Origin of the sequence: Sphingobacterium siyangense (genome assembly GCF_023277505.1) — a bacterium.
Taxonomy (GTDB): domain Bacteria; phylum Bacteroidota; class Bacteroidia; order Sphingobacteriales; family Sphingobacteriaceae; genus Sphingobacterium; species Sphingobacterium siyangense.
Map to the genome: position 1 here is coordinate 2,797,320 of NZ_CP080574.1, position 21,381 is coordinate 2,818,700.

At 35.2% G+C, this 21,381-nt stretch carries 18 protein-coding genes; 8 read left to right on the forward strand and 10 right to left on the reverse strand.

The window, feature by feature from the left end; all coding sequences use genetic code 11:
- Window positions 1-594: 594 nt before the first annotated feature.
- The 4 genes from K2F45_RS11315 to K2F45_RS11325 all read right to left on the reverse strand — a co-directional run bounded on the left by K2F45_RS11315 (window position 595) and on the right by K2F45_RS11325 (window position 3,564).
- The gene (locus K2F45_RS11315) at window positions 595-1,158 is read right to left on the reverse strand and encodes a hypothetical protein (RefSeq protein WP_075992269.1); all 564 of its coding nucleotides are present in this window, start codon (window positions 1,156-1,158) and stop codon (window positions 595-597) included.
- A 155-nt stretch (window positions 1,159-1,313) separates the two neighbouring features.
- The gene (locus K2F45_RS11320) at window positions 1,314-1,766 is read right to left on the reverse strand and encodes a hypothetical protein (protein ID WP_248933597.1); all 453 of its coding nucleotides are present in this window, start codon (window positions 1,764-1,766) and stop codon (window positions 1,314-1,316) included.
- 597 nt (window positions 1,767-2,363) lie between these two features.
- Entirely contained in the window at window positions 2,364-2,600 is a 237-nt protein-coding gene (locus K2F45_RS27430; protein ID WP_075992272.1) for a PLDc N-terminal domain-containing protein, read from the reverse strand.
- A 10-nt stretch (window positions 2,601-2,610) separates the two neighbouring features.
- On the reverse strand, window positions 2,611-3,564 hold the full coding sequence (locus K2F45_RS11325; RefSeq protein WP_075992273.1) for a hypothetical protein: 954 nt from the start codon (window positions 3,562-3,564) through the stop codon (window positions 2,611-2,613).
- A 587-nt stretch (window positions 3,565-4,151) separates the two neighbouring features.
- Between K2F45_RS11325 and K2F45_RS11330 the strand changes: the two genes are divergently transcribed.
- Entirely contained in the window at window positions 4,152-5,054 is a 903-nt protein-coding gene (locus K2F45_RS11330) for a glycosyltransferase family 2 protein (protein ID WP_172840676.1), read from the forward strand.
- A gap of 11 nt (window positions 5,055-5,065) precedes the next feature.
- Here the strand turns inward: K2F45_RS11330 and K2F45_RS11335 are convergent, their stop codons facing one another.
- The 3 genes from K2F45_RS11335 to K2F45_RS11345 are packed head-to-tail and all read right to left on the reverse strand — an operon-like array spanning window position 5,066 to window position 9,256.
- Window positions 5,066-7,348, reverse strand: coding sequence for a hypothetical protein (locus K2F45_RS11335; RefSeq protein WP_075992276.1), 2,283 nt, complete (start codon window positions 7,346-7,348; stop codon window positions 5,066-5,068).
- Between the two features lie 3 nt (window positions 7,349-7,351).
- A complete protein-coding gene (locus tag K2F45_RS11340) occupies window positions 7,352-8,308 on the reverse strand; it encodes a hypothetical protein (protein ID WP_075992277.1) in 957 nt (318 codons plus the stop codon).
- A 54-nt stretch (window positions 8,309-8,362) separates the two neighbouring features.
- Complete coding sequence (locus K2F45_RS11345; RefSeq protein WP_075992278.1) at window positions 8,363-9,256, reverse strand: hypothetical protein; 894 nt, start codon at window positions 9,254-9,256, stop codon at window positions 8,363-8,365.
- Between the two features lie 148 nt (window positions 9,257-9,404).
- On the opposite strand from K2F45_RS11345, the gene K2F45_RS11350 reads away from it, so the two are divergent.
- The 5 genes from K2F45_RS11350 (at window position 9,405) to K2F45_RS11370 (ending at window position 15,471) form a co-directional block, all read left to right on the forward strand.
- A complete protein-coding gene (locus K2F45_RS11350; RefSeq protein WP_248933598.1) occupies window positions 9,405-11,621 on the forward strand; it encodes a peptidase domain-containing ABC transporter in 2,217 nt (738 codons plus the stop codon).
- Between the two features lie 6 nt (window positions 11,622-11,627).
- On the forward strand, window positions 11,628-12,950 hold the full coding sequence (locus K2F45_RS11355) for a putative HlyD family type I secretion protein (RefSeq protein WP_075992279.1): 1,323 nt from the start codon (window positions 11,628-11,630) through the stop codon (window positions 12,948-12,950).
- Window positions 12,947-14,260: a TolC family protein gene (locus tag K2F45_RS11360; RefSeq protein WP_075992280.1), complete on the forward strand. Its 1,314-nt coding sequence runs from the start codon at window positions 12,947-12,949 to the stop codon at window positions 14,258-14,260. Before K2F45_RS11355 ends, K2F45_RS11360 begins: the two co-directional genes overlap by 4 nt.
- Window positions 14,261-14,485: 225 nt before the next feature.
- Window positions 14,486-15,091, forward strand: coding sequence for an SOS response-associated peptidase (locus K2F45_RS11365; RefSeq protein ID WP_075992281.1), 606 nt, complete (start codon window positions 14,486-14,488; stop codon window positions 15,089-15,091).
- An 11-nt stretch (window positions 15,092-15,102) separates the two neighbouring features.
- Complete coding sequence (locus K2F45_RS11370) at window positions 15,103-15,471, forward strand: hypothetical protein (protein ID WP_075992282.1); 369 nt, start codon at window positions 15,103-15,105, stop codon at window positions 15,469-15,471.
- Window positions 15,472-15,499: 28 nt separating this feature from the next.
- Here K2F45_RS11370 and K2F45_RS11375 read toward each other — a convergent pair whose 3' ends face one another.
- Together K2F45_RS11375 and K2F45_RS11380 are read right to left on the reverse strand one after the other, a co-directional pair.
- The gene (locus tag K2F45_RS11375; protein WP_248933599.1) at window positions 15,500-15,952 is read right to left on the reverse strand and encodes a hypothetical protein; all 453 of its coding nucleotides are present in this window, start codon (window positions 15,950-15,952) and stop codon (window positions 15,500-15,502) included.
- A gap of 9 nt (window positions 15,953-15,961) precedes the next feature.
- Window positions 15,962-16,399: a RidA family protein gene (locus K2F45_RS11380; protein WP_075992284.1), complete on the reverse strand. Its 438-nt coding sequence runs from the start codon at window positions 16,397-16,399 to the stop codon at window positions 15,962-15,964.
- A gap of 349 nt (window positions 16,400-16,748) precedes the next feature.
- Between K2F45_RS11380 and K2F45_RS11385 the strand changes: the two genes are divergently transcribed.
- Both K2F45_RS11385 and K2F45_RS11390 read left to right on the forward strand, forming a co-directional pair.
- Window positions 16,749-18,323, forward strand: a complete 1,575-nt coding sequence (locus K2F45_RS11385; RefSeq protein ID WP_075992285.1) for a hypothetical protein — start codon at window positions 16,749-16,751, stop codon at window positions 18,321-18,323.
- Window positions 18,324-18,374: 51 nt separating this feature from the next.
- Complete coding sequence (locus tag K2F45_RS11390) at window positions 18,375-19,667, forward strand: hypothetical protein (protein ID WP_075992286.1); 1,293 nt, start codon at window positions 18,375-18,377, stop codon at window positions 19,665-19,667.
- A 169-nt stretch (window positions 19,668-19,836) separates the two neighbouring features.
- On the opposite strand, the gene K2F45_RS11395 is transcribed toward K2F45_RS11390, so the two are convergent.
- Window positions 19,837-21,294 carry an MAC/perforin domain-containing protein gene (locus K2F45_RS11395; protein ID WP_248933600.1) on the reverse strand — a complete coding sequence of 486 codons (1,458 nt, stop codon included), beginning with the start codon at window positions 21,292-21,294 and terminating at the stop codon, window positions 19,837-19,839.
- Between the last annotated feature and the right edge of the window lie 87 nt (window positions 21,295-21,381).

Here is a 21,381-nt window from a genome sequence, read left to right on the forward strand (position 1 = left end):
AATACTGTCCTGCTGTTCCGTCCCAATCACATTTTCCTGCGCAACCACCTCCGTCTGCGCAAGCCATACATTCTTGTGGCTTAGTTGGATCTGTTGTTATGCAATCGGCTGTAGTATGACAGTTACATTTGTCGCCTGCAGGAGGTAATTCTCCTCCTTGTATACCTTTCAATTGCTCACGAGATAGTTGTTCGAATTCTTGAATGTTTAGATTCTTTACTGAAATCTTTTTTATAACTTTATTTTTTTAATTTAATGAATTTTGCTATTCACTAATTCCCGGATAGCATGGGAAGGCCTTTTACAGCGAGCCTTCTGTTTACCTGATTACATTTCGAACTGGCTCAGGCATTCTTTCTAGAAAGAGTTTCTTAGTTCAGTGATTTTGTAACCGCAAGGAAGCAAGACTATCAATATGAAGATCGTTTCGGTATTCATTTCCATAATAGGTTAGCTATTTTTAAAAATTACGCCAAACTTCCTTTTACAAAGGTGCCGTCCAATTCGGTTATTTTATTGTTGCAATTCTAGTTTTCAATTTTTAGGCATTTCTTTACAGAAAAGGGCTCGAAAGACTAACCGACAATTTAATTGTTAGACCTGATATATTTCATTGCCCTCAGTAGCATAGGAGCCACTATAATTCAATTCAGCATTTAGCTCTATCGCAAAAGTTTTTGTGAGATATTCTAATTCTTCCATTAAAAAGGCCACTAAGACCGTTCGGATCTTTTCTATTTTATACTCTTTAGAATTTATAGATGCCACTAAGTACCTGTCTTTTGTTTCCTCCATTGGGGAAAGAGAGATACGATCGTTGTTGACTGAGTAGATTTCTATCCTGTCGTTGTCCGAATCTGTATTAAAAAACAAGTATCGACTCTCGTAAAAGGAGGCCGAGCCTACTTCATTTTTTAACTTCCCACATATCCGGAATGAAAAGTAGTCGGGCAAATTCCCGTCGGATTCATAGATAAGATCTAAATTCCGATTAGCTAACAGCAGCACAAGATAAGGTGAGCGAATTACTTTTTTTACCTCATTTAGAATAGTATAGAAGTCTTTTCTATAAAATGGTGCAAAAGCAATTCTAAATTCTGAAGGCTCATTACAGACCTGATGAAAGGTTTTTAGCTTGGCTTGAAGAGATTTATACATTGGGTATTTTGTTGATTTAGTTATATAATTTTAAGCTATTCATTATGACAATTAATTGAAAGCCCTGTCAAGATAATAATTCTACTGGAGAAATAAAATTATAAACTTTAAGACCGTCGGCGCAGAAGATGTAGTTCATTTATTAGCAAAAGTGGTCATCCCTTAAGTAGTTCATATTCATTTAAGGGGAAGTCATGTTTAGACCATTTTTTCTTATAACCTTCTATTCCTTCCTCATTCCGTATTCTAATCAAATTCTCCCTTACCAAGTTAATGTATTTTGTTAGGGTAGTAGTTCCCGAAAGTATAGTCTCAAAATGATCTTCACTTAATAAATTCCAACTCGCCCAGCCTTTGTACCATCTTAGTTCATAGATAATGCTTGTGACGTTTCTTTTTAGGACAAGTCTATGTTCGCCTGGCTCATCCATAAAAACCACTGATGTTTCATCTTTGGATCTTAATACAATTGCAGATAGTGCTAACTCTTTCAGCGAATCGTGAAAAAATGAAATGTTGAGAGTTACAGCTTTTTCCATGTGGCCAATTTCTAGTACGGCCCAACCGCCATTGAGTACTGTGTATTTAAGGCTGAAAGATGATTTCATTGATATCGAGCAAATTTCTTTCACAATTTAAAAAGAATATATTATATCTGTGGGATCTTGTATTTCAAAACTCGACTTTTCGGTATCTCCCGAGTACGCGTACCTACACCTTGTTTTCTCCAGATAGCCATGGTAGCAACCATACTTTTGTCATACACATAAAAACAAAAGAATATGGGAAATCAATTTTTCATTAAAGACACGATGGCAGCTATGCGAGGGATTTCTGCTGCTGCCTGTAATCGCCTGAATATGTAGAATGACTTTCACACGATTTCTACAGTGAACTCAAGTGATTTCATAAAAAAATAACTAATATTATTAGTATTTTTTTTATGAATTTCCGATTTAATGTTTTTCACTTTTTATGCAATCGGATGATTGCGCTATTTGGGTGAAATGAACAATGGCTATTTCAAATAATGTGCTTATTTTTTGTAAAGACAAACTACATATAGTTAACGGCTATGTAGACCAGCTCATTAGCCAAATAGCTTCCCTCTGCCGGTTAGAGGGAAGCTATTTTTGTTTTAGAGCTATTATATACGTATATAGCTGGCGTGAAGCCCATTATCGAGTAGTAATAACTTACATACTTTATTCTCTTCTAATCTTTTCATTATTTGATACACTATTATATCCATGTCTACCATAGAACCAATAAATAATCAATCCAATAAAAGAACCAAATATAAGTGCTAGTATCCAAAGTGACTTTTTTATAACATTTAGTTTTCTATTCGTCAATACATGGTAAATTGAATATAAAAATGGTGTGATTACACCGATGAGAAGAAACGTTTCTTGCCAAGTTATAAATATTGTAATTAGCATATTTTTGAATTTATAGTGGTTGGCACTGTGAGTAATTTGAGTTTATAAAAACACATTTGTTTCCCGGGGTACAAGCCGTTGGCCCCGTCCAAGTATTTCCACCGCACTGGCCCCATACCGGCGAAGTAGCTATAGGAGAACCATAGCCGCTACAGGATTTCGCAACAGCAGTGCATACAGCAAGGTAACTTCCTATAACTGTAGCACAATCACAGCCAATTATTGAGCAACAGCCTATACAGTACGCGTTGGAACAACAGCCAGAATTGACTTCAACTGTCGCATTTTCACATGCCATAATTTGTGAAAGGTGAAAGCTTTGTCCACTCCGACAGTAGTTATTGCAAGGAGGGGCATCTACAGCCATGAGTGTAGACTTCGATTGTCGTAATTTATTATTGAGGGCAAGTGATTTTGCTTTAATGAGTTTATCTGCATTTTGTAAATGAATTTTCCTTGGAGATTGAGGTATTAAATTGCCCTTATCCAAAACCGCATAAACCTCTGGAATTGTAAATAAATCTTGTTGATCTATCTTAAGATCTTTATACCATTCCTTATTAAAAGGTTGATCATCTTCTTTATTATAGAAAGCTCCGCTTTTGAAATAAAAATTTCTTTTTTCTCCAAACTCATCTTGATACTCGAACTCTTTTTTATCATTATCAAATCTCATTAGAAAACATGCACCGGTAATTTTTCGAATTTCCAATGACGCATTATCGGAGGTGGTGACCATCGCTTGTTGATTATCTCCCCAGTTCAGATAAACGGTATTATGTGAAAGAGCATAATTCATTTTAGTTTGAATTTTGAGAGGTAACTTTTTTAGGGTTGATGATAATAAAGGTTTGAATGTTAAATCTTTTGGGAAATTTTGCCCTTTTTCAAAATCGCTAGATTTTGAGCATCTTAAAAATATTGATAATAATGATATCAATAAAACAAATTTTAATACTTTCATAAATTTACGTTTTTATTTTTAGAACTTGAGAATGAACACAATTTAAGCCACTTGAATAGTTTGTTTTTTCGTCTAAAATCCGGTTAAGATCATTTCGAATTATCTAATTAAGTTACTTTACGAAATAGGTTATTAGCTATTCTGTTATTATATACAGCGCCGAATTAAAAAAGTACTAAAAGAGGGGAAAAAATATTTTTTGGAAGCGATAATTGCTATTATATAGATCAACAAAATCGTCCAGTTGCCATAGATTTTATACGTCTATAGCTTTACAGTTTTGGTCAAAAACGTAAAGGAAACTTGATGTTCAAATTATTCATAGATAGTATCGTAATTGAGCCTGATGAGTATTAAGATTTTGTCTCAGGAACTCATCTTCATAGTTTGGAACTCATTAAAGCCAAAATATTAGAATATTTATCCAGTTTGGATCAATTACCTAAAAAGGTGAAAGATTTTGACAAACAAAGGTTCAGAATAGATATGAAGAACTTACTTGAGCAAACAGATGACATAAATGTATCAATACGCGAAATAATAAGATACATTATTTATATTTACAAATGTCATTTAACTTAACTTTAATGAATAATATTCAGACTTCGATTCTAATACCCAGTTACAATTGTGAACCACTACTTTTGGAGTGTATAGGAAGTATTTTAAGACAAGAGTATAAGAGATATGAGATAATAATCATTGATGATTACAGCACAGATAATACTATGCAAGTTATTGATGGAATAAAAAAGATTACAGACAATATTTTTTATTTCAGAAATCCTGGCAAAAAGGGTCTTATTTATGCGCTTAATTATGGCATTTCAAAATGTAGGGGAAAATATATAGCTAGAATGGATGCCGACGACCTTATGGTTGGAAATCGTCTGACAGAACAGACCTTATTTTTAGAGAATAACCCAGATTATGTTGCTGTATGTTCCTCCATGCAGCTCATAGACAAAAATGGATTATTCCTCTCCAACAAGATATTATTTGAAGATGACAGTTTCAATATTTTTATGTTATTATTTTGTAATGTGTTTGTCCACGGTAGTATGACTATAAGAAAAGAAGTCCTCGAAGAGAATCCTTATGACGAAGAATTTATGTATTGTGAAGACTATGAACTTTGGACAAGGATTACTAAAGTTGATAAAATCAAATGTCTGAGTTCAATCCATCATCTTTATAGAATTTATGAAAGTTCAAGTAAGACAGCAGAGTCTATGAGGATTCAACGTGCAAATGTTTTGAAATTATATGCGTCAATTTTAAACAACTATGATATAGATTTTGATAAAGACGAATTACTGCTCCATTTTATGCTTTTTAATTCAAGTAGTAGTCTTATTCCCAAAGAACGAATTATATCTTGGTTAGATAAAATTCTCTATTCGCCAAATATTCACAAAGTTTTTGGAAAGGAATTTCTAAAAACTCAGCGAGATTATCTTCATAGGAGTTTATCCCTAACGACCAATTAAATGCTATATTTTTATTGATTTTTCAACTTCCACATTAATTCATCTTCAAGATTTTCCATATGGATCATTCGATCTTTTGTATTTTGGTAATCTCTGCTTTCTGAATTTAACATTTTAAGTTTGCCTAAAAATGGGGCCATCATGCCAACGTGTTCTGAAAGTGAATTTAAGTACTGTTCCAAACGCATGTCTTTATTGAAGCTCTTGGATAGTATTTTGCTGAACAACGATTTGTGTATCAAAAAAAATGGACTATTCGGAAGATATTCAACATGAAATAACCTAGCATTGATAATTGTTTCTTTTCCGTAATTTCTATCACTAATCGCCGATAGCATCTGTAGACCATAACGGCTCATTTCTTCTACGGTGCGCCAAAATATATCTATATTATACTTTTTAAAATCTAAATTTTCATTTATTAGAATTACAAAATCAAATTTAGAACGTTTACTCTTCGTTATAATTTGATTAAAAACAAGATGAAATGCATTACTATGATCTACCTCTATAGGTGTTATTGAAACGGGTTCCGATATTGACAATTCCTCCCGTGAATGTAGGATGTCAACATTTTCCTTGAGTGAGCATATTCCAAAAGATAAATTTTTTATGGTGGATTTCCTGCCGTACCCACGCGTTACACTATTGCTTCCGTGAGCTATACTTCGTTTTACATCATCAATGGTAGCTTTAGTTGCTCTTAAATATCTGTTCAAAGAGTTTTTTCGATATATTTCAATATTGAAATCCCAAAAAAACAGTTTAAATGCTGGCTTTCGTATCGTGATTATTGACATCCCCATAAGTCGGCATCGGGTCTGCCTTTCAAGATTGAATCCGTCTTCCTGATAGAAATGCCATTGAATGTTATTGCCGCCACATTTAAAAAATGATTGTTTACTCATAGCGAAACTTTCAATATAGTCAATTCGTTTTTTTTCTTGAGAATCGTCTCTTCTATCCAGCCCCCTCGCTAGTGTATCTCTAAAAAGATCGTATTGTGTGTTTGAAAGTTCGATTACTTGATCCATAGGCAGTACTATGCTATTACTATTTTTTTTGAGCATCTCGAAGCTTGATAATATATTTTCAATAGGTAGTAATATGTTTACATCGACATATATAAAAAACTCTTTTTTTATCCTTTTTAGAATAAATTGATCGATTTTTTCGTTATTAATAAATGCATACTTCGCCTTTCCCTTCGCTAAATTTTGATTAAATACGGGCCAGTCACCTCGCTCGACTATATGAATCTCAACGGTCAGATGCTTATGTAAATAATTTATATAGTTTTCAATTTTATCCTGCTGCTGGGAAGTTACCGCAGATCTTAAAAGAAGAATAATAGCACAATCATTAATGGCTGGTTTTTGCTTTTTTGTTGAAATGCGGTTAATTTGTTCAACATACACCATTGAGCACCTGTCTTTTTTAAGCTTTGAAAAGTCAAGGTGGTAGGGGTCTGTTACTTTAAACAATAACTTGCAAAAGTAGTTGGTTTTGTCACTGTCAAAAACACCTGAATTGTGTAATATCTTACTCTTATAGTATTGGGAAATATGCTCTTTTGGCCATGAGAAATTTAACTCATTATGTAATCTAACTTCTCGATTATGCTTCCATGCTGTCCAAAGTACTGCCCACATATCAGCACACCAAGCTTGGACTTTATTCGTGTTATTTCGGATAGATTTATTGAAATTTTCCATATAATCAAATATCACTTCCGAATAGTATTCTACCTCTGACCAGAATATTTCATCTACACCTTTCATAATGTGCTGTGCTCCACCAGAATGATCTTTATTTTTCTCGACTATCGCTGGATCTATATCCACAGCTGCACATAAATTAAATAAAAATTCCTTGCCATAGCGAGCTAGATAGTCGTAAGAAATATAATTTCTAGTGTCCCCGAAATACCAAAAAGGCGTACTCGACAGGAGCGATTCATTTAGTCGCTCCCTAAAGAGAATATCACTATCATGATAACAGATGACTTGTTGTGTTAAAATTGGGTGTTCCCTAAAATGTTGAACTAATATATGTGGCCGAATGGAAGAAAGATAATTTCTTTTCTTTCTATGGTCCGGATAAAAGAAGAATTGACCTTGATGATTTATTGTGGCGAAATTTCTAAAGTTATCGGGAATGCCAATTTCTGGATTGTACGCCAGTAAAACGTGAATATTTTCAGCTAAGATACCCATATCTTCAAAGTTTTGCAATTGTATCTCTAACTGCCACAAAAAATATTGTTCAGCCGGTTGTGCGGAAATATAAAACATAAATTAATAACGAGGAGTTAGGAGAATCTCATCCCAAGAACTGTATTCCTGATTTAAAAATGAATTTATTGTCAAAGACAGTAGGAAATGATTGGATGTGTAATTCTTATGTGTAAGTATTTTGGTAGAATTAATTAATTCTTGTTCGATAAGGCACTTCATTTTTAGATCGGATGTAAATCTGCTCCAGTGTAGTAGTGTATTAATGAGATAAAAATAATCTCTATTTATATCCTTAATTGTACGTTTCCAACTTAAAAGATGCTCCACGATAAGCGGTGTTATATTGAATTTTGTTTTTTTTGACAACGCTTTACAGAGAATGGGATAAGCCAAAAGATTCGCCAATGCTATCTCGGAAAACAAATTGCGGTGTTGTTTGATCATTAGTTCCATTTCCGATAAAATTCTATAAAGTGTCATTTCAATGGGAAAAGTATAAATCTCTAAATTGTACAATTGTATTAAGGCATAAAGATGATTGGCAATATTTAGTTGGCGCGTAGTGTCTTGAGCTAAATATGCGATTATCTTTTCGGCAGTTTGGCACATTGCGATACTGAATGTAGGATCAGCTGGGGTGGCGCTGCGACGTTGACGGTTTATAAGCAACTGCAGGTAAAAAGGTAAATCCTGTATTTCATGCCATCTGCTTTTGCTGAGATAGTCTATTAGTTTTTTATCATAATCGGTTAAAACTTCCCCTAAATCAGCATCAAAAAAATCATTTTTTTCCAGTATTTCTAAGGCAAGAATTAAGTCGGCACGATTTTGAGTAAAGCTGTATTCATCAAAATTGCATTTAGAATTTTTAATGATTTTAAAAGTTTCAAATGCAATTTTTTCGACCGTTGAATCACCTAATTTGCAATTATAGAATTTATGCAAAACAAAGCCGAATTCGATTTTTTCCGGCTTTGTTTGGATATACTTGAAATTATTAAGATAATTAGCGAGCATTATTAAGGTTATATTTTTTAGATAAGAAAAGATAACTTTTAACTTATTATTCGGCTAGTGCGGATTTCCAAAATACGTAGTTCCAGGATTGGTAACGGGTACCGAAACCGAAGACATGTCATCCGATGTTGTTCCATCAGTTGTTGATCCAGGCATCATATAAAGTTCGTTATACAATGAATCAAAATCGTTTGCATTTAGAAAATTAGAAAGGCCTACGATATCGACTTGGTATAATTTTACCGAAGCGTTTTGATTTGTATATCTTCCTTTATCCACGCTAATATCAGTTGTCACATCCTGTACACCATATCCGTTGTAAAATGATGTAAGCAATCCATCAGTCGTATTTGGATCATGATTGCCCTGCTTTTTTGTCGGAAGAATTAGGTTAGTAATAACCTCCTGCGCCCCAACCATATTAGTCTGCACATCAATTTGCATACCTTTGGCGCGAAAATAGTTTCTTAGCTCTTCTGCCGATCTAACAATCAAGTATTTTGTGCCTAAAGCTGTTGATCCATTGGTTCCAATATTTACTTCGTTAAACATGCTCCCAGCGTCTTCTTGCATTTTCTTTTGCTCCTGATCTTGCTCTAAATTAGACATTGGCTGCGGTGCAACAAATTTTTTTGCTCTTGAGACAAGATCCACAGACACAGCATAACTTTTGTAAGTTCTACCTAGACTACTATTAGGATCTTCGTATTTCTTTAAATAGGCCAGCTTTTCTTCCTTCGTTTCATTAATATTTCCTGGATATTTAAGATCAAACTCCATAAGCATGCTCCATTCCTGCGTGTCACGCATACTTTCGTAAAATCCAACATATGACACTTTTTCCTCTGCACTCATCACTCCACCTAATATGGTGGTTAACTTTTGATTTGTTAAAATGTCGAGCTCTTTCTCTAAGGATTTGAAATCCAGTTTAATTTTTGTTTTCATAATGTTAAAAGATTTATAATTTGTTATCTAATATAATTTAGAATGTGCGTTTAAAAAAATACTTTTTTTACGCAATCGATTGTTTTAATTTAAATGTTGTGTTTAATACTTGTATAATATATTTTAGTAATAATATATAGACTTAATTATGAACCTAAAATCATTTCCAATAGATCGTCAACTTGACGTAATGGATTGTGGACCGGCTTCGTTAAAGATGATCGCCAAGTATTATGGCAAGTATTATTCATTACAATATCTAAGGGATCTTTGTGGAAATACGAGAGAAGGGGTTTCGCTCGCAGGAATTTCTTATGGTGCAGAAGCCATTGGACTACGAACCTTGGCGGCGAACTGTACTGTTGATGAGCTAGTGCAAAAAATCCCATTGCCGGTGATCATCCATTGGGACAATAGTCATTTTGTTGTACTTTATGCTATTAAGGAAAATAAAAGAAATGCAATTTTTTTTATTGCGGATCCGGCAAAAGGAAAACTATGTTATACTAGAGGTGAATTTGAGAAAAAGTGGATTAAGCAGAATGAAAATAAAAATTCAGGAATCGTGTTAATCTTGGAGCCACAGGCTGATTTCAAGCAGCGGCAGGCAGGAGAGAAAGCAGAACGAGGCCGTTATCTGGAAAATATTACGGGCTACTTTTTACCGTATAAAAAAAGCTTTTTGTATTTGGCTATGGTCATGTTACTTATCACGGGCATGCAGGCGATTCTTCCTTTTATTTCCAAAGCTGTTATAGATGTTGGTATACAGACTCAGGATGTAAGCTTTATAAATATTGTGCTGATAGCAAATTTGGCCCTTATTGTTAGTATAACTTTAAGTTCAGCAGCGCGTGACTGGATTCTGCAGCATATGTCTTCACGCATCAATATAGCTTTGATTTCGGATTATCTCATTAAGCTCATGAAATTACCTGTATCTTTTTTTGAGAATAAAATGCTTGGCGATATCCTTCAACGTGCCAATGACCATGAGCGGATCCGAAGTTTTATTATGAATAATTCGTTAAATCTAATTTTTTCAACTCTAACATTTTTGATTTTTAGTATTGTTCTCCTGATTTATAATACAACAATATTCTATATTTTTATTATTGGGAGTTTGCTTTATATTTTATGGATAATGGCTTTTTTGAGGCTGAGGAAAAAATTAGACTGGGATTATTTTGAGTTGACTGCAAAAAATCAAAGTTATTGGGTAGAAACAATTGGCGGCATTCAAGATATAAAAATAAATAACTACGAACAGGCTAAGCGATGGAAATGGGAAGGAATCCAGGCCCGACTCTTTAAAGTCAATTTAAGAATGCTGAGTATCAATAATATTCAGAATCTTGGTGCAAGTTTTATTGATAGTGTTAAGAATTTATTGATTACTTTTTTTTGTGCTAAGGCTGTCATTGCTGGTGATATTACTTTCGGAGTTATGATTTCCACTCAATTTATTATTGGCATGCTGAACGGGCCTGTTCAACAATTCATCATGTTTATGGTGAGTTTTCAATTCGCACAGATCAGTTTTCTACGCTTGAATGAGATTCAGGTATTAAAAGAAGAAGATGAGGGTACAGGAACCAATGACCTAGCATTAACAGCAGGTAGAGATATTGTCGTTGACAATGTGTCTTTCCAGTATACCAATGTTTCGCCCATAATCCTTAAAAAGATATATCTCGTGATTCCTGCTGGAAAAGTGACGGCAATTGTCGGTGACAGTGGTTCGGGTAAATCCACACTTCTAAAGCTGCTTCTGCGTCTTTATAAGCCAAGTTATGGTGAAATTTTGCTTGGAGGAATGAATATCAATAATATCGGTTTGCGTCAATGGAGGGATCGTTGCGGTGCCGTTATGCAGGATGGAAAAATCTTTAATGATACCATTTTAAATAATATTGTACTTGATAGTGAAAAGATTGACAATGAGCTTCTTCGTAAAGCGGTGACAGCTGCCAATATCGGGTATGAGATTGAACAACTACCACTGGGTTACCAGACTAAAATGGGAGAAGATGGCCGGGGCCTCAGCGGCGGGCAGAAACAACGTGTATTGATTGCACGTGCATTATATAAAAATCCCGATATCTTATTTTTTGATGAAGCGACCAATGCATTAGACACAATTAATGAACAAAAAATTACACAAGCTTTAGATGAGATTTTCAACGGAAAAACAGTTATTGTCGTTGCACATCGTCTGAGCACTATCCGAAAAGCAGATCAGATTATTGTCATGAAAGATGGAGAAGTTGTCGAAGTAGGTAATCATGATTCGTTAGTACAGCGTAATGGTCGATATAGTCAACTCGTAAATAGTCAAACTGAAATGAGGACTTTAGTAAGCTAATTAAAAATGGATGTACAGGAAAAAGAAATCAAATATCAGCGGACAGAAGAAGTTCGCGACATTATATCGAATATGCCTACCGCATTCGCTCGTACAATAGTCTACCTGGTACTGTTTATGGTTGGGCTCCTTCTGATTTTCGGTTATATTGTTAAATATCCCGATATTGTGAGCGGCGAGGTGACTGTATCGGCTCAGAACGCACCCGTACAAATTGTTTCTCCCCAAAGTGGAAGGCTGCGTCTTCGCGCGTTCAAATCGCAGGATAGGGTTAATTCAAAAGATATTCTAGCCTGGGTAGAAAATACGGTAGATCCTGAGCAGGTTATTTACATTAGGGGATATGTAGATTCCTTAAAGTTACCGTTTACTAACGCTCGTGAGATTTACAATCTACTCCCAAAAAATTTGAAATTGGGTGATCTTACAGTTCCCTATTCTACATTCTTATCGAGTCTACGTCAATTGGCCGATTATCAAGAACACAAATTGTACGACAAGCAAGATCTCTCGTTATCGAAGGTGCTTAATGAACAGAATATAGCTCTTAACACGCTTCAAGAGAAAGAGCGCTTAAGCAAAGAAAACCTTAAACTTTCGGATAAATTTTTAAAACGTGATTCCATTTTGTTCAGCAAAAGGTTAATCAGCGAAGCAGAGTATGAAGAATCTCTGGCAGGGCATCTAACTGCCGAAGATCAGGTAAAAAGTTCTTTACGCAATTCAGGGTCTGTACGGGAAGCAATAAGTAATACCGAAAATACCATGCAGCAAAATCGAATCACAAAGACCGAAAAAGAACTGCAGCTCGATCTTGACTTATTGACATCTTACAATAATCTTATTGATAAAATCAATATTTGGGAAAAGAAGTATCTTATCGTATCACCTATTTATGGTCATGCACAGTTTTTAAAATTTTGGACAGATAACCAGTTTATACAAGAGGGAGAGCCAATCTTTTCCATTGTCCCAAAGGAGGGTAAGACTATAGGTAAGGTAATGCTTCCTATCCAAGGTGCTGGTAAAGTAAAAGTTGGTCAAAGAGCAATTATCAAACTAGCTGACTACCCCTATATGGAGTACGGATATATCGAAGCCGAGGTTCAAAACATCGCGTTAGTTTCAAGTATTGTTAAAGCGGGAAATGGTACCTCAGTTGAATCTTATTTGGTAACATTAATATTTCCTAATGGTTTGAAAACTAACTATGGTACATCATTAGCTTTTAGATCTGAAGCAAAGGGCTTAGTGGAAATCGTCACCAAAGAGCGAAGATTGATTGAACGCTTTTTTGATAACCTCAAATATATAGGGTATACTAAATGAAAAGAATAATAGGAGTTTTTCTTTTACTGTATTTATTGTTACCAGAGGTAGTTATCGGGCAAAAGAAAATCAATTGGGAAATCGCGAAGTCTATCCTATATGCCAATAACATCAATTTGAAACAGAGCTTTTTAAAGGAAAAAATTGTAAAAAACAATATAAATATAGCTCGCGGAAATCTCTACCCAAGCCTTAGCTTTTCAGCTAATAATCAGCACACCATGGGATTAGTATTTGACCCTGTGTCAGGTAGATTGATCACTGGAAATCAATGGTCTAACTATGCCACAGGGAGCTTGGGTAGTAGTTTAGTCATTTTTCAAGGTGGACAAAAACAGAATGTACTAGAGTCGGAAAAAATTAATCTTGAATTGGCGCAGCTTGATACGGAAATGTTGCTTCAGGAATTGGAATTGCAGTTGCTTCAATTATTTACGCAATCGCTTATTAACAGAGATTTATGGCAAGCAGCGGGCAGTCAACAAGAATTGTCCAAGGAACAATTGAGACAAGAAGAAGAGCTTATGAAAAGTGGAAAACGCACACTGATCGATGTTGGACAGGCCAAAGCTAAGCATGCAACTGATAATTTAAATACGGTAAATGCAAAAAATGCTTATGAGATTAGTATTTTAAAATTACGGCAAATTCTAGATCTGAATGATTCTGAGGAGATTCAACTGCAATCAATAAGCCAAGATAGTTTGTCAGTAACGGGGGAATATAATATTCATAATGATGTATATATTAAGAAGATCGATAAACAACTTGCCCTTCAGGAAATCAGTATTAAGTTGGCTCGATCCACCTACTTTCCAACTTTGGTCTTTAATAGTAGTTATGGTACTAATTATTCATCGCAACGCATGGATGGTTTATCAGGTGAAACGATGGCCTTTTGGAGACAGATTAACCAAAATAGGACGCTATATGGAAATCTTGCTCTTACACTTCCACTATTCGACGGTAATCGAACCAAGAACAACTTAAATTCTGCCAAACTGACCAAACGTAATCTGCTTTATGAAAAAGAAAAACAATTTGTTGACCGAAAACAAAAATATGCACAGGCAGAATTAGAATATCGTTATTCTGAAGAAGAGTTAAAGGCTCTGCAATTAGCTTACGAAGTGAATAAAACTAACTACGAAGCAATAAATGAGCGCTACAAAATAGGTAAAAACTCGTCTATTGATCTTTATAAAGCTTTAACAGAATATAATATTTCGGAATACAAATTGATTAGTAGTCGCTATAGAGTGTTTTTTCAAAAAATTAATCTGCGAATTATTCGCAATATGGAAAATTAATTTTTTTCTAATTCATGTGCGCAAAATTTTCTCTACAAGTAAGTGAATCCTTTTCGCTTTGCCGATTATTTTTTCGTTCAAAGCCTTTTCCGCGTTGCGGGATGAGCGTCGTCAATTGGATTACAATAATGATTATCTGGAAAACGTCCAGGCTATTACCTTTCCCAAGTATCCGATACTGTATAAGGACAAGGATTCCAGTCAGCTTGCCTTGACCGAAATGGAGTGGGGGGATTGCCTACCTATATTGACGATCCGAAGGTGCAGGCCGATCGCCTGCGCAATATGATCAATGTACGTAGCGAGCGTATCCTGGAGGATAAAAAATCCTACTCGTATCGCTTGCGCAAGCAACGTTGCCTTATCCCTGTGAGTGGTACTTTTGAGCAGCGTGCGGTAAAGGGCTGGAAAAAGAAAGTGCCTTATTTCATCGGTGAAGCGGGGAGAGAGCTATTCTATTTACCAGGTCTGTATCAGTGGCATGAGACGGTGGATGAAGATGGTGTGGTTGAACGCGTGGGTTCCTTTGGAATGCTTACACGAGCAGCCAATGAAGTGATGGCCAATATCCATAATGATGGGCCCAATAAACATCGTATGCCTTTGTTCTTACCGGAAGATCTCGAGCGTCAATGGATCAAGGATATTCAGGCTGACGATATGCCGCCGATATTTCTGTTTGAAATGCCCAATGAAAAGCTGAAGCACTATCCGGTGTATACGTTGAGAGGATATCCAAACCGCCCGGATGGAAAGCATCGTTACGAAGCTTTTAATTGGGAGGGATTGCCATCATTGGGAAGTGATACGTCGCAGACTTCGTTGTTTTAAATCAGTGTCCAATGGGAAGTTTAACAAAATATGTATCAGATGATCGCCCTGAGTTCGCGGTGTTTATCGAAGATGACGATAAGGTTTGCTATGCTTACCTTTGGAAAGAAGGTGAACTATACAATGTAGCGCCCACTCCGAGTGAGCCAGAATTGCAAATAGAGGAGAATCATCCCTTTTTAAATTCTGCGGAATTTGTTAGCGAAAATCTTAAACCATTCGACGCTTGTGCGCCTGTTGAAGTCACTTGGGATTTTGGGGAAGAAATAGTAGCTAAGATATTTTTATCTGAAAGGTTGATCGCGAAACTAATCGTTGGGACAAGCCCTGGTTGGTCTAGTTTGGTCACTAAAGATGGACCTTTGGCGCAGAAGATGTAGGGCTTAAATATTACTCCAATAAAACTGATCATCCCTTAAGTAGTTCATATTCATTAAAGGGGAAGTCATGTTTAGACCATTTTTTCTTATAACCTTCTATTCCTTCCTCATTCATTATTCTGATTAGATTCTCCCTTACCAAGTTAATGTATTTTGGTAGGGTAGTAGTTCCCGAAAGTATAGTCTCAAAATGATCTTCACTTAATAAATTCCAATTAGCCCAGCCTTTGTACCATCTTAGTTCATAGATAATATTCGTACCGCTTCTTTTCAGTATAAGTTTATGCTCGCCTGGCTCATCCATAAAAACCACTGATGTTTCCTCTTTGGATCTTAATACAATTGCAGATTGTGCCAATTCTTTCAGCGAATCGTGAAAAAAGGAAATGTTGAGGGTTACAGCTTTTTCGATATCGCCAATTTCAAATGCGGCCCAACCGCCATTATGTACCGTGTATTTAAGGTTGAAAGTTGATTTCATTTAGTTAGATCATTTAGGTAAATGTGCAATCAATTCAACTTCTAATTTAGCATCTGACATATACAATCGTTGTACTTGTATCCAGGTAGCGGCAGGAAAGTCATTATTGTAAAACTTTTTCCTGACATCATTATATTTCTTCATTGCTTCAATGTCTGTCGTGTACAAATTCTCTTTTACCACATGTTGAAATGTTGCTCCAAAACTGGCCAAAGACGCTTTTAAATCATTGTATACTGCTTGAATTCCTTTAGGGGAAAGATCCGTTGTTACAGCGCCCGATATATAAAGAACATTATCAACTTTTAAAACCTGACAATATCCTGCTGTTGTATCCTGTTTCATTTTGTTGTTATTCCAATGCCATTTTTCTTTTTTGATGTTCTTTTCCTGTGAAAAAGTATTGCTAAAAATTAATAGAAATGGAAGTAAAATAAGGTATTTCATAGCTTTTTGATCTTTATTTAAATAAATATCTTCATTGTTTAGTTATTTCCCTAAATTAAGGAATTTAGGAATTGGTTACATCTTTTCAGAAACTTCTATCGTAATTTCAAGATGAAGAATACTGGCTCCTCGTTAAAAAAGTTCGATTTTAATGTATTTCAGGCAGTATAAGACTCTTGCTACACACTAAAATGTCTTTTATCGGTCGCTTCATCTCAATTGAAGAAAAAAAATTATCCTTTAACAGACTTTTCGGTATCTCTCATATACCGCTTACATACACATTGTTTACCTCAAATAGCCTACGCAGCAACCATACTTTTGCTATACACATAAAAACAAAAGAAATATGGCTAATCAATTTTTAATTAAGAACACGATGCAGGAGATGAAGGCTCTTGATTCTACGGAAATCAATGCATTGGAAAGTGGGACCTATGCAGGCGTCCAATTATTGGGTTATTATGAAAAAGGGGATACACCGGCGCCAATAGTTTACAATTATATTGATCTTCAAAATGCTGCCGACCCCGGTCCCGATAACGGCGGAAGTATTATCGTTCTAAATCTTGGAGAAAAACTGCTTCACAATTTTGATGTTGATGTAGATGTACGTTATTTTGGAGCAAAATCAAATCAGTTAACTGACAACTCCAATATTATACAGAAATGCATTAATACATTAACGTCTAAGGGTGGCAATATCCATATCCCTATTGGTTGTTATTTTTACTTAGATAAATTAGTTTTTACAATCAAAGTAAACCTTATTTTTTCTAAAACAGATGATCGAAGTAGACCGTCGATTGTCGCAAGTGGCACGAATGAAACAGTTTTGTTTTTGGCTAATGCGAATAACGGAGGAATCGTTAATGAATACCAGTTATCAGCTGCATTTCATCCAGGTCATGTAGTTGACGTAAGGGATGATATTACCGGACAGGATAATTGGTTAGGGGTTGATCAAGAGCGCGAAAATCCATCTAGAGCATCTTACAATATTAGAAGACAGGGCGTAAATAAATTTAGAATCGTATATCAACATTCTAAAGATCGCTCAAAAATTATCGGCAATGGGACAACATTTCAGCCATGGAGAAGCGAAGTAGTACTGAATGGAATTTCTCAATCATCTTTTATTAATACAATTGCAATAGGTGATATGGTAACTGGTAATACCTCCAAAGGATATGGAATAATTAAATCTATCGAGACATCAAGTATTGCTATTGTGTTAGAAGGATTTAAATTTATTGTCGGTGAATCTGTCGTAATAAATGGTGAAAACTCGTCGACGGTTATAACTGGTCAACTTATCAGTGCAAATATTCCTTTACAAGCAATGTCAGTTGATGATACAAAGGGGTATTGGGGATTTGGAACTGCTCCATATGAGAATAGAAGCTTGTTAAGTATAGCTGGTGAACTGACAGTTGCACCTACTAGATCTGCAGGTCAATATATAGAAGATAATTTAGTGAATTCTACAATTTCATTCATTCCGAGTGTAGCAAAAGATTCTTATAGTCCTAGTAATGGATTAAGTATTACGATGGATAATTCAAGACCTCAATCTTCAAGGAGGTTAACGCTAACAAAACGAAATTCGAACGGTGCTATAGGGCATATTGGTGCAGTTAGAGCATATGGAAATCTAAATACTTCCACTCTCGTAAATACATCATCTTTTAATGTTTCCTCAATTGTCAGAAATTCTTCTGGGGACTTTACTGTGCAGTTTACGACGCCTTTTGCAAGGGCTGATTACATTGTGGCGTTGTCTTCATCTAATCCAATGGAGCTACCTTATGTTTTTACCAAAACTATTGCATCTCTAAGAATTCGAATAGCAAATACTGGAAGCTCCAGTTTAGTTGAGCCAACTGGAGCTATTGGATTCATTTGTATCGGAGGCGATATTTAATAATATCTATTATAATCTATATATTAACTGTTATAAAAATTAATTTAAATCATGAAAATTTTAAGAAAAATCAGCTATTTAGCAAGTATTGCTCTAATCTTATTAACTTTTTATTCTTGTATAAAGCGGGAAATCGAGAAACATGGAAACTATAATGCCAGCATTGCGTCAGCAACAATAACATTGGAAGAAGCTTTTGATATGATTGGCCAAAAGGCGGGAATTAAAATCAAATCTAATTCGAGCAATTTTGAGAACACCAATACAAGCTTAACAACTAATGCCATAACTTGCCCAAGCTATCCATATACTGCATCTAGACAAAATGATATAAAGGTAACAAGTTATAGTAAAAATGAAGCGCCCTACACTGGTGCCGGGGTAGCTGTACCCTATAAATTTACCCAAGGCAGTACATACGTAATTGAAATTATGATCGGCAATGTTGCTTATGGAACTGAGGGAAGGACGCATGCGAGTCAAGATCGAAATCCATCTATGCAAGTAGGTTTGGCAAATACACAGAATTTTCCAGCAGAATGTAATGGATCTATAAATTTAGCACTTTTAGGCATTCCTTTCACAAATCTGGGAAAGTTACCAATACAAAAGTATCCTTATACATCGGCCGATTTTACTACAACTTACACAACTAAGGTAATGACTTTAACAGCTACAGAATGTTTCAACTATCTTTGGATTAACTTTATGCCTCCAGACGGAGGATATAAAAATGAACATCATATATCTTATATAAAAATCACTAGATCTGGACAAAACTTTTCTATTGAAGGCCCCTCAGACATTACGTCAGTCACTTCTGTATATAAGGTTAAATCTAATTCATTTTTGCTCGATCATCCATTTGTATGGAGAACAACAGGTAACATTGAAATTGTTGGTGACTCAATAGGGGCTAGCTTAACTGTGAAAAAATCGAACACAAGTCCGTTGCAGGGAACCATCTCGGCGCTTTTAGCAGGATGTGGCGAAATAGCTTTAAAGAAATTTAATGCTTGCGAGACTCAAAACTCGTTTGCAACCATTAATGGTCCCGAAATTATAAAAATCGGTCAGCAAAATAGAACCTACAGTTGGAACTTAACAGATAACAGATATACAAACTTAAACTGGAATATGAGTTCCTCTTATATTTCTGTTAATTCATCCACTCCAAATACATTACTTATATCCGTACCTCGAACTTATCAAATACTTGATCCATCGAATGGCGGAGATTTTGTGACTTTGACGTTAAGCGCTCAGGGGCCGTGTGGTATAGGTTATATCTATTTCCCTATCTTTATTTCTAACGGCAACCCGCCAATAAATCCTCAGCAATAGGTCATATATTAGTAGTTACCAATAAAAAAGTATCCTCTATCTTAAAAGGAAATTAGATAGGGGATACTTTTTACAAGATGTATATTTTTTTTGGCTTTTCGAATTTAACATAAAATGTTAGCCAAACTTGGCTAACATTTTATGTTAATGTAATTACATAGTGAATATTCTATTTGTATGTTTTGAAAGCCTCGCCGTGATTAACGAAATACGGTCCGAAATTTCCGCTTATGTTAGATGTGTAAGCATAGACGCCAGATTTCGTATTATACCATTGATTTATTGATACCAGTTCAGGATCGCTATTATTGCTTTTATAAGCGGAAAAGGCTGTTCCATGATTAACGTAGTTTGCACCAAAATTTCCACTTGGGTTAGTAGAGTAAGCATAAACGCCAGTTTTGGTATTATACCATTGATTAACTGGAACAGTTTCATTGGTTGCTTGTTTTGGAGTCCAGAATACTATACCATGATTTACATAATTTGCGCCGAAATTTCCATTAATATTCGCCGTGTAAGCATAGATGCCGTTCCGAGTATTATACCATTGATAAATTGGGACTACTTCAAGAGATTGCAATTTATTCTTCTCTAGATATCTATTTACTGCTGCAACTATTTCAGCTTTTTTAGTTGCAAAAGAGGCCGGAATAAAATCGTAAATAGGGTATGTATTGTCCCAATCGATTTTAACTAATCCAGCATTATTTACGTTTACAGATTTTTCCCAACTTCCCTTGTTTACTTGAGGAAATACAGCATCCTTTCCTTGGTTATAAGTAACATCAACACCTTCTCCGGCTTTATATTTAATATATAAATTTTGCTCCACATTTTGAGATGCCAACGTTTCATTTGTGGTAACAGTCTTATCGACATCCAATCCTAAACCAATCTTAGGTAACATTGCCTTGAAGCCAGCTTTTACAGTATTTTTTTTATTTGTGGTGTTTGATTGATCTGTTGAAGAACTTTTGTACAACACCCGTAGTGTTCCCCCAAGAGTGATATCTGTTAAGACATGGGTACCGTATGCCGCTACAAATGCATCTGCGCTTAGAGTTTGTAAGTCTGTTATAAATTTTGAGGTAACATAATTTGACATAACTATAGGCGTTTCCTCAATTCGCATAGAGCTAACGTATTTTAACACATCGATGGAAGCAAAAGCATATTTTGTGGAATACGAATATTTTGTGGTCAGTTCACTATTGCTAGTTATATTTCCAGTAAAAAACTTTGGTAAAGCGCTAGTTCCTGGATCTACCTTAGCTGAAACATTTGTTTGTTTGATTATATCCTGCAAATAATCATTAGAAGAATAGCCGTAATAATATAAATTAGTTCCTCCTGTTTCAGGGTTTACTATAACGGAATATTGCAAGTCATTCGAAAGCTTCTCAACATCAATAACAACCCTTCGGTAAGAGTCTTTATCTAAATATTCTTTGGTCGCGTCATAGCTAAATCCTAGCATACGATATTTTGAGTCCCCTACGGAAGTCTTCAAATTGGAATTAGCTTTGAGCACCTTATCTGCGACGTTTTCGGGGGATTGTAATATTTCCTTTTGGCAGCCTACGAAAAATAATGGCATAAATAGCCCGATGTACTTGTGTTTCATGAATTTTACGTTCTTTATTTGAAAATTATCTATTGTTAGTAGTGTTGGTATTGCTTGCTAAGGTAATATTTTTTTTCAAGAGTAATG

Bases quoted from the DNA above. Each gene is read 5' to 3' on its own strand.
- K2F45_RS11380 (WP_075992284.1), bottom strand. From the start codon at position 16,399: ATGAAATACCTTATTTTACTTCCATTTCTATTAATTTTTAGCAATACT.
- K2F45_RS11395 (WP_248933600.1), bottom strand. From the start codon at position 21,294: ATGAAACACAAGTACATCGGGCTATTTATGCCATTATTTTTCGTAGGC.
- K2F45_RS11390 (WP_075992286.1), top strand. From the start codon at position 18,375: ATGAAAATTTTAAGAAAAATCAGCTATTTAGCAAGTATTGCTCTAATC.
- K2F45_RS11330 (WP_172840676.1), top strand. From the start codon at position 4,152: ATGAATAATATTCAGACTTCGATTCTAATACCCAGTTACAATTGTGAA.
- K2F45_RS11355 (WP_075992279.1), top strand. From the start codon at position 11,628: ATGGATGTACAGGAAAAAGAAATCAAATATCAGCGGACAGAAGAAGTT.
- K2F45_RS11315 (WP_075992269.1), bottom strand. From the start codon at position 1,158: ATGTATAAATCTCTTCAAGCCAAGCTAAAAACCTTTCATCAGGTCTGT.
- K2F45_RS27430 (WP_075992272.1), bottom strand. From the start codon at position 2,600: ATGCTAATTACAATATTTATAACTTGGCAAGAAACGTTTCTTCTCATC.
- K2F45_RS11385 (WP_075992285.1), top strand. From the start codon at position 16,749: ATGGCTAATCAATTTTTAATTAAGAACACGATGCAGGAGATGAAGGCT.
- K2F45_RS11375 (WP_248933599.1), bottom strand. From the start codon at position 15,952: ATGAAATCAACTTTCAACCTTAAATACACGGTACATAATGGCGGTTGG.
- K2F45_RS11320 (WP_248933597.1), bottom strand. From the start codon at position 1,766: ATGAAATCATCTTTCAGCCTTAAATACACAGTACTCAATGGCGGTTGG.
- K2F45_RS11335 (WP_075992276.1), bottom strand. From the start codon at position 7,348: ATGTTTTATATTTCCGCACAACCGGCTGAACAATATTTTTTGTGGCAG.
- K2F45_RS11345 (WP_075992278.1), bottom strand. From the start codon at position 9,256: ATGAAAACAAAAATTAAACTGGATTTCAAATCCTTAGAGAAAGAGCTC.
- K2F45_RS11370 (WP_075992282.1), top strand. From the start codon at position 15,103: ATGGGAAGTTTAACAAAATATGTATCAGATGATCGCCCTGAGTTCGCG.
- K2F45_RS11360 (WP_075992280.1), top strand. From the start codon at position 12,947: ATGAAAAGAATAATAGGAGTTTTTCTTTTACTGTATTTATTGTTACCA.
- K2F45_RS11340 (WP_075992277.1), bottom strand. From the start codon at position 8,308: ATGCTCGCTAATTATCTTAATAATTTCAAGTATATCCAAACAAAGCCG.
- K2F45_RS11350 (WP_248933598.1), top strand. From the start codon at position 9,405: ATGAACCTAAAATCATTTCCAATAGATCGTCAACTTGACGTAATGGAT.
- K2F45_RS11325 (WP_075992273.1), bottom strand. From the start codon at position 3,564: ATGAAAGTATTAAAATTTGTTTTATTGATATCATTATTATCAATATTT.